The organism is Campylobacter sp. 2018MI13, assembly GCF_018501135.1.
Taxonomy (GTDB): Bacteria; Campylobacterota; Campylobacteria; order Campylobacterales; family Campylobacteraceae; genus Campylobacter_E.
In genome coordinates this window covers 1-382 of sequence record NZ_JAHCZC010000306.1, presented here as the reverse complement: position 1 = coordinate 382, position 382 = coordinate 1, and the positions used below count along the sequence as shown (strand labels likewise).

1 protein-coding gene is annotated in these 382 nt (G+C 46.9%); it reads right to left on the bottom strand.

Features of this window, described 5'->3' with window-relative positions:
- On the bottom strand, window positions 1–382 hold a 382-nt coding region (locus tag KJQ99_RS10145; RefSeq protein WP_214150775.1), incomplete at both ends, for a hypothetical protein.

Here is a 382-nt window from a genome sequence, read left to right as displayed (position 1 = left end):
TCTTAGTACCCTGTGCTTTGGAAATGTCATCAACGAATGCCTGGAAATCACTGCTGCCAAGCGTCAAATTGATTACAACAGGTGTAGCACCACCCGGGGCAGTACCTGTTGTAACGTTCCCGGAGGTAGCTAATGTAGCAACCGGATTACATGTCAACGTGTCTGCGATAGTGCTGCTCATGCCTAAAACGGTTGACTTAACGTTTTCAAATCCGTTTACCAGTCCCCCGTTAAGCCCGGCCATGATTGCATTGCCGGCCGGAATCAGCAGTTTTTTATCGTAACTGATAGGTCCTTTATGTCTCTTAATCCAGCCCGCAATACCTTTTACAAATTGTTTTACGGCACCCCAGGCCGATTTAAGTCCATGAAGAAAACCGTT